This is a genomic window from Arthrobacter sp. Cr_A7 (genome assembly GCF_029222765.1).
Lineage (GTDB): Bacteria > Actinomycetota > Actinomycetes > Actinomycetales > Micrococcaceae > Arthrobacter.
On record NZ_JARHXQ010000144.1, the window covers coordinates 1 to 7,271 of the forward strand.

Genomic DNA, 7,271 nt, shown 5'->3' on the forward strand with positions numbered 1-7,271 from the left:
CGCGTTCGTGGGCTTCGCGCAGGTACTGCAGGGGTACGACGTCGGAGGGGTTGGACAGCAGCGTGGCCGCCTTCTCCGGGGCGCACCACATCACGCTGTCCACCTCCTTGCCGTCGGGAACAAGCGTGGCTCCGTTGACCTTGACCGCCCAGTAGTAGACCACCTTCAGGCCGGACGCCACGTGGTAGTGGATGGGCGGCAGGGGAATCCCCAGGGGCGCGTCCAGGCCAATCTCTTCCCGGACTTCCCGGACGGCGCATTCGGGGACGGTCTCGCCGTCGTCAATCTTGCCCTTGGGCCATGACCAGTCGTCATAGCGGGGGCGGTGGATCAGCAGGACTTCAAGCTTGTCCTTGCTGACCCGCCATGGCAGGGCGCCGGCAGCAGTAACTGCTACTGGTTCCCCCGGATGGTCTGTCTGGTCTGCTACGAGTGCATCGCTCGACAAAACAGCTGCCCTTAACGCCGGCTCAGGCTGCGCTGCCGGGGCCGGGACGCCAGCAGCCACGACTGGACGTCCTCAAGCGGCTTGCCGTCTTCCGCCAAGTGGTGCCGGCTCCATGCTCCCTCGTTGTCCAGGTGCCAGCTGGCGGTTTCCGGTGCCATGTAGCGCTTGAGCAGGTCAAGGACATAGGCGACGTCATCGGCGCTCGCCAGCTGGACCAGGGCTTCCACCCGGCGGTCCAGGTTGCGGTGCATCATGTCCGCGGAGCCGATGTACACCACGGGGTCACCGCCGTTGGCGAAGGCGAACACCCGGGAGTGCTCGAGGAACCTGCCCAGGATGGAACGGACCGTGATGTTTTCGCTGAGGCCGGGAACGCCGGGGCGCAGCGAGCAGATGCCGCGGACCACCACGTCCACCTTCACGCCCGCCTGCGAGGCGCGGTACAGCGAATCGATGATGGCCTCATCCACCATGGAGTTCACCTTGATCTGAACCCGCCCGGGCACCCCGGCACGGGCATTGCGGATCTCCGTCTCGATCCGGTCAATCAGCCCGGACCGCACCGAACGGGGCGCAACGAGCAGTCTCTTGAACGTGGACTTCGGGGCATAGCCGGAGAGCTGGTTGAACAGCTTGGACAGGTCCTCGCCCACCTGCTCGTTGGCGGTCAGGAGGCCCAGGTCCTCGTAGTACCGCGCCGTGCGGGGGTGGTAGTTGCCGGTTCCGATGTGGCAGTACCGGCGCAGTCCGTCCACTTCCTGGCGGACCACCAGGGACAGCTTGCAGTGCGTCTTGAGGCCCACGATGCCGTAGACCACATGCACGCCGGCCTGCTCGAGCTTGCGGGCCCAGGAGATGTTGGCCTGCTCATCGAACCGCGCCTTGATTTCCACCAGGGCGAGGACCTGCTTGCCGGCCTCCGCTGCATCAATCAGGGCGTCAACGATGGGCGAGTCGCCCGAGGTGCGGTACAGGGTCTGCTTGATGGCCTGCACCTTGGGGTCCGCGGCGGCCTGCTCTAAAAACGCCTGGACAGAGGTGGAGAACGAGTCGTACGGGTGGTGCAGCAGGATGTCGCGGCGGCGCATGGCGGCGAAGACGTTCGCAGCCTTCGACGTCTCGGATTCGTTGAGGTACCGGGACGTGTGCGGAACATGCTTGGGGTAGTGCAGGTCCGCCCGGTCGATGCCGGCGATGACGGACAGGCCCCGGAGGTCCAGCGGCGCGGGCACCGAGTACACCTCGGATTCCTCCACGCCCAGCTCGCGGATCAGGAGTGCACGGATATTGGGGTTGATGTCGTTGGTGACCTCGAGCCGCACGGGCGGGCCGAAGCGGCGGCGCAGGAGTTCCTTCTCGAGCGCCTGCAGGAGGTTTTCGGCGTCGTCCTCTTCCACCTCCACATCCTCGTTCCGGGTGACACGGAAGGTGTGGTGCTCCAGGACCTCCATGCCCGGGAACAGCTTGTCCAGATGGACGGCAATGACTTCCTCAAGCGCGATGAAGCGGGCAACGCGGCCTGCGACCGCGCCGGCGCGGGGACCGTCAATGGAGATCAGGCGCGGCAGCTGGTCCGGTACCTTGACGCGTGCAAAGAGTTCTTTGTCGCTGATGGGGTTCCGGACCACGACGGCCAGGTTCAGTGAGAGGCCCGAGATGTAAGGGAAGGGGTGGGCCGGGTCCACCGCCAGCGGCGTGAGGATGGGGAACACCTTCTCGGCGAACATCACGCTGAGCTGCTGCTTGGCGGCGTCGTCCAGCTCATCCCAGTGCATGAGGTGGATGTGCTCATAGGCCAGGGCGGGGCGGATCTGCTCCGCGTACACCTGCGCATGCCGCTGCTGGAGCCGGTGGGCTTCCTCGCTGATCCTTTCCAGCACCTCAACCGGACTCAGGCCCGCGGGTGAGGGAACGGCAAGGCCCGTGGCGATGCGGCGCTTCAGGCCGGCCACCCGGACCATAAAGAACTCGTCCAGGTTGGAGGCGAAGATGGAGAGGAAACTGACACGTTCCAAGAGGTGCAGGGTGGGGTCTTCGGCAAGTTCCAGGACACGGGAATTGAAGCTGAGCCAGCTCAGTTCACGGTCCAGGAAGCGGTCCGGCCGGATGTCGCCTTCGGGCTGAAGGTTCGGCGCGAACTCCGGAATGTCGATGCGGTCCTGGGTGGCGCGGGACGCCGGCACCTCCGAGGAACCGAAGCGGGCGCGCACTGGTACAGCCACATCCTGGGACGTAGCTGTTCCGGAAGGTTCCGGGTTCATGGCATCTCCTTTACCTGGCGCTTGATGCTGGCGCTTCCGGCCCGCGGGGTTCTGTTTCAACCTTACAAGCATTCAGTTCGCGCAAGCCCTCGATTTCGGGCCTCCCGGCCCGTGTGTCAGCCGATTGGACTAACCGCTGCCACCGGCCCGTACATCACGTCCATGTCCCACCGGGTGAACCCCAGCCGGCGGTACAGGGAAACGGCCGGGGCGTTCTCTGCATCGGTGTACAGCATGACCGCGTGCAGCCCCAGATCCTGGAGGTGTTTGATGCCCGCAATCGTGAGGGCTTTGCCAAGACCCATGCCCTGGGCCTCCGGCGCCACACCCACCACGTAAACCTCGCCAATGGCGGGGTGCGAACCGTGCCGCGGGTGCACCTTGGTCCAGTGGAAGCCCAGCAGCCGCCCATCACGGTCCTCAGCGAGGAGGAAGCCGGCCGGGTCGAACCATTCCTCCGCCATGCGGGCTTCCAGATCCGCCCGGGTCAGGTTGCCCTGCTCCGGGTGGTGCGAAAATGCCGCGCGGTTCACTGCCAGCCAGGCGTCCTCATCCTGCCCCGGCACAAAAGTCCGGACGGAAACACCCTCCGGAAAACCGGCGTCGGGAAGATCGGCGCCCGCCGTCGTCATGCGCATCTTCCACAGTTCGCGCACGGGCGCGTAGCCGTAGCGGGCGGCAAGGTCTGCGGCGGCCTCGTGGTTTCCGTGGGACCAGGCTTTCAGCCCGTCAAAGCCCCGCGTTTCCTTCAGCACGCCCACCAGGCGGTCCGCGACGCCCTGGTTGCGGTAGGAGGGGTGTACGGCAATCTCCAGGATTCCGCTGCCGTCCTGTTCGTCGACCACGGCGGCGAAGCCGGCCAGGTCCTGTCCGGTGGAGGGGTCGGAGTCCTCATCGGGGGCGTACAGCGCCAGGGTCAGCAGCGCGTGCTCGGATGAATCTCCGGCGCGCATGGTGACCAGGGTCTGCTCCGAGATGGACGGATTCCCGTCGGACTCTTCGGCCGCAGCCAGCAGGTCACGGCAGTCTTTCAGGAGCTGCTGGTCAACCCCGCCTCGGACAACATGGACGGGCCACTTCTCAGGGTGCGCTGAAGTCATGAGGCAAGGCTATACGGGTTGGCGCCCCGCGGCTCAGGCTTCGGTGAGCTCGTCTTCCTGCTGCCGCACCAGCGTCAGCCGGTAGCCCACGTTGCGGACAGTGCTGATCAAGTTCTCGTGGTCCACGCCCAGCTTGGCGCGAAGGCGCCGGACATGGACGTCCACCGTACGCGTGCCACCGTAGTAGTCGTAGCCCCACACCTCGGTGAGCAGCTGCTGGCGGGTGAAAACCCGGCCGGGGTGTTGGGCCAGGTACTTCAGGAGTTCAAACTCCTTGAAGGTCAGGTTCAGCGGGGCCCCGTTGACGCGGGCGGTGTAGCTTGCCTCATCGATGACTACGCCGGCGGCACGGATTTCGCTGGGGGTGTCTTCCTGTTCGGGCACGGCCCGGGCGACAGAGAGCCTGATGCGGGCTTCCACTTCGGCGGGGCCGGCTGAATCCAGCACGATGTCATCCACTGCCCAGGCGGAGGAAACGGCGGCCATGCCGCCCTCAGTGAGGATCAGCACCAGCGGGGCGCTCAGCCCTGTGGCTTTGAGGAGCTGGGTGAGGGAACGCGCCCCCACGAGGTCTTTCCGGGCGTCCAGCAGCACGATGTCGCAGGGATCCGTCTCGAGCAGGGCCGTGGGCTCGGCGGGGAGGATGTGCACCCGGTGGTTCAGCAGTTCCAAGGCAGGCAGGATGTCAACCGAAGAGCCGGTGCTGTTCGTCAATAACAGGATGTGCGACATTGTTCCTCCAAGGGCCGTCCGCGCATCGTTGGGCGACTAAACCGGATTCTCACCGGCCGGTACGGGCTCCCAACGTGGACGTGAGGCCGGCAAAAACAACTGCCGGCCCGCCATCCCCGCAGGGAGTTTAGCTGAACCTTGAGTATACCCGGCACCCTCTTCTGAGCCAGAGATTCCCGCTGCGCAACGGGACGTTTTGCGACATATCCCGTTCATATAAGGCAGGATTGGGGCAGGGCGGCATGCCCTGCCACGAAGGGGCGGACTCCGCCCTCGGTCTACGCCAGGATGGGATTGCAGCGCAGTGAGTGCAGAGACTAAGCACAGGCCGGGCTCCGTATGACGGCAGATCTGCAGGCGCCCGCGCGTTCGCTCGGCTCCTGGACCATCGGGCTGGTGGGAATCGCCGGACTCGCAGCGATTATCGCCGGGGTCTACACCTCCCGCGAGGTCCTTGTGGCCGTCGCCGTCCTGATCGCCGCCGCCGTCGGCATCGGCTGGCCGCATTTCCTCCGCATCCCCGCCAAAAAAACGCTTGCCGCCGTCATTGCCCTGCCGGGCGCTGGCTCGGCGCTCGCCGCAGCCCTGGCTCCGGCTCCGGGGTACCTGGACTGGACGCCGGGGTTCCTGGCGCTGGGAATGATGGCGGTTTTTGTTGTGCAGCTGATCCGCGGAACCGGGCAGGCGCAGCGGCTCGAATCAACCCTCGGCTGCTGCGTGGGGGTCCTGCTGTCCTGCCTGGGAGCGGGATGGATAGCCGGAGCGCGCCTTGACGGTATCCGGGAGATGCTCCTGGTGGCGGCCATCAGCGCAGCGGTGGCCCTGCTCGCGGGGCTGATCCGGTGGCCGGACAGTGTGGTGGCACCTTTGGGCATCGTCCTGGCCGGGCTGGCAGGACCGCTGGCCGGGCTGGTACTTTCGGACATCGCCGTCCTCCCTGCCGCCATTTTCGGCGTGGTAGTGGGCGCTGTCCTGGCCAGCTTCCGCCGCCTGGTCACCCTCCGGGGTGCTCCCCTTAACATTCCCGCGGCCCTTGCCATGGGCCTGGCGCCTGTTTCAGCCGTGGGTTCCCTTGCTTACTTCATAGACAAACTACTCATCTACTAACGGTTAGGATGGCATCATGTCCGTACTTGCATTTGAAATCTTCTTCCTTGTCCTGCTCGGCATCGCGAGCCTGTCCATGGCCTGGTTCGCAGGCTTCGTGGTGTACCGCCTCTTCAAAGGCCAGAAGTAGACCGCTCTCCAGCTACCTGTAATCCCGAGGTAAATAGCTGTGCCCATTGAGATCCCTACAGACCTGACCCCGGAACTTGTTCCGCTTTCCTGGCTCATTGGTGAGTGGGAGGGCCGCGGCCGGCTCGGCAGCGGAGACGAGGACTCTGAGCATTTCCTGCAGCACGTCTCCTTTACGCACAACGGCCTGCCGTACCTGCAGTACCGCGCCGAGAGCTGGTTGACGGACGACGACGGCACGCGCCTGCGGCCGCTCACCGTCGAGACCGGTTTCTGGGCACTGGAGCGCAAACAGCTGGATGCCGACGGTGGCCCGGGCCTGGTGCCTGCGGACATCGTGCCGGTGCTGAAGAGCGCCGACGAGGTCGAAGCCCTGCGCAACAGCGAAGGCGGCTTCGACATCTCGGTGTCCATCGCCCACCCCGGCGGTATCACTGAGCTGTACTACGGGCAGATCAAGGGTCCGCAGATCCAGCTCACCACCGACATGGTGATGCGCGGCAGCCACTCCAAGGACTACAGCGCGGCTACCCGCATCTTCGGCCTGGTGGACGGGAACCTGTTGTGGCGCTGGGATGTCGCGACAGGGGGAGAAGGAGGCAAGGGCCTGGAAGCCCATGCCTCAGCCTTCCTGAAAAGAGTTACCTGACCCGGAAGGCGCGGCACCGTGGAAAAAGACGCAGCACAAAGCCCCAAGGACTACAGCGACCTCAAGGCTGTCTTTTTCAACGGCACCCTGAAAAGATCCCCGCAGACCTCCAACACGGACGGCCTGATCAACATCAGCCGCCTGATCATGGAAAAGCAGGGCGTCACAACCCGGGTGATCCGCACAGTGGACCACGACGTCGCCAGCGGCGTGTACCCGGACATGACCCAGTACGGCTGGCAGACCGATGAATGGCCACAGCTCTACCCGGCCGTCCAGGAAGCGGACATCGTGGTGGTGGCCGGACCCATCTGGCTCGGTGACAATTCCTCGCAGACCAAGAAACTCATCGAACGCCTCTACGCCCACTCCGGCGAACTCAACAGCAAGGGCCAGTGGGCGTTCTACCCTAAAGTGGGCGGCTGCCTGATCACCGGCAACGAGGACGGCATTAAGCACTGCTCCATGAACGTGCTCTACAGCCTGCAGCACATCGGCTTCAGCATCCCGCCGCAGGCCGACGCCGGCTGGATCGGGCCCGTGGGCCCCGGCCCCAGCTACCTGGACGAGGGATCCGGCGGGCCCGAAAGCGACTTCACCAACCGCAACGCCACCTTCATGACCTGGAACCTCCTGCACCTGGCCCGCATCCTCAAGGACGCCGGCGGGCTGCCGGCCTACGGCAACCTGCCCAACGAATGGGCCGCCGGAACCCGGTTCGATTTCGAAAACCCGGAATACCGATAACTGCTGCCGGAGCTTGAGCCTGTCGAAACCCCGTTGCCAAAGCCGATTACCCCGGTGGTTGAGCCTGTCGAAACCCCGTTGCCAAAGCCGGAATACCC

7 protein-coding genes are annotated in these 7,271 nt (G+C 65.2%); 3 read left to right on the forward strand and 4 right to left on the reverse strand.

The features are described 5' to 3' along the window. From P2Q66_RS08930 to P2Q66_RS08945, 4 genes are all read right to left on the reverse strand, one after another. On the reverse strand, window positions 1–448 hold a 448-nt coding region (locus P2Q66_RS08930; protein ID WP_275727356.1), incomplete at its 3' end, for an NUDIX hydrolase. An 11-nt stretch (window positions 449–459) separates the two neighbouring features. Next, the gene (locus P2Q66_RS08935; protein WP_275727358.1) at window positions 460–2,709 is read right to left on the reverse strand and encodes an RNA degradosome polyphosphate kinase; all 2,250 of its coding nucleotides are present in this window, start codon (window positions 2,707–2,709) and stop codon (window positions 460–462) included. A 116-nt stretch (window positions 2,710–2,825) separates the two neighbouring features. Beyond that, window positions 2,826–3,809 carry a mycothiol synthase gene (gene mshD, locus P2Q66_RS08940; protein ID WP_275727362.1) on the reverse strand — a complete coding sequence of 328 codons (984 nt, stop codon included), beginning with the start codon at window positions 3,807–3,809 and terminating at the stop codon, window positions 2,826–2,828. Window positions 3,810–3,842: 33 nt separating this feature from the next. Beyond that, window positions 3,843–4,541: a response regulator transcription factor gene (locus P2Q66_RS08945; RefSeq protein WP_079596642.1), complete on the reverse strand. Its 699-nt coding sequence runs from the start codon at window positions 4,539–4,541 to the stop codon at window positions 3,843–3,845. Between the two features lie 339 nt (window positions 4,542–4,880). Between P2Q66_RS08945 and P2Q66_RS08950 the strand changes: the two genes are divergently transcribed. From P2Q66_RS08950 to P2Q66_RS08960, 3 genes are all read left to right on the forward strand, one after another. Continuing rightward, complete coding sequence (locus tag P2Q66_RS08950; protein WP_275727364.1) at window positions 4,881–5,648, forward strand: permease; 768 nt, start codon at window positions 4,881–4,883, stop codon at window positions 5,646–5,648. A gap of 169 nt (window positions 5,649–5,817) precedes the next feature. After that, entirely contained in the window at window positions 5,818–6,426 is a 609-nt protein-coding gene (locus P2Q66_RS08955) for an FABP family protein (protein WP_079596644.1), read from the forward strand. Between the two features lie 18 nt (window positions 6,427–6,444). Next, window positions 6,445–7,173, forward strand: a complete 729-nt coding sequence (locus P2Q66_RS08960; protein ID WP_275727366.1) for a flavodoxin family protein — start codon at window positions 6,445–6,447, stop codon at window positions 7,171–7,173. Window positions 7,174–7,271 lie beyond the last annotated feature (98 nt).

What these genes read in the sequence shown, in the direction of transcription:
- P2Q66_RS08950 (WP_275727364.1), top strand. Translation starts at nt 4,881, where the DNA reads ATGACGGCAGATCTGCAGGCGCCCGCGCGTTCGCTCGGCTCCTGGACC.
- mshD (WP_275727362.1), bottom strand. Translation starts at nt 3,809, where the DNA reads ATGACTTCAGCGCACCCTGAGAAGTGGCCCGTCCATGTTGTCCGAGGC.
- P2Q66_RS08935 (WP_275727358.1), bottom strand. Translation starts at nt 2,709, where the DNA reads ATGAACCCGGAACCTTCCGGAACAGCTACGTCCCAGGATGTGGCTGTA.
- P2Q66_RS08945 (WP_079596642.1), bottom strand. Translation starts at nt 4,541, where the DNA reads ATGTCGCACATCCTGTTATTGACGAACAGCACCGGCTCTTCGGTTGAC.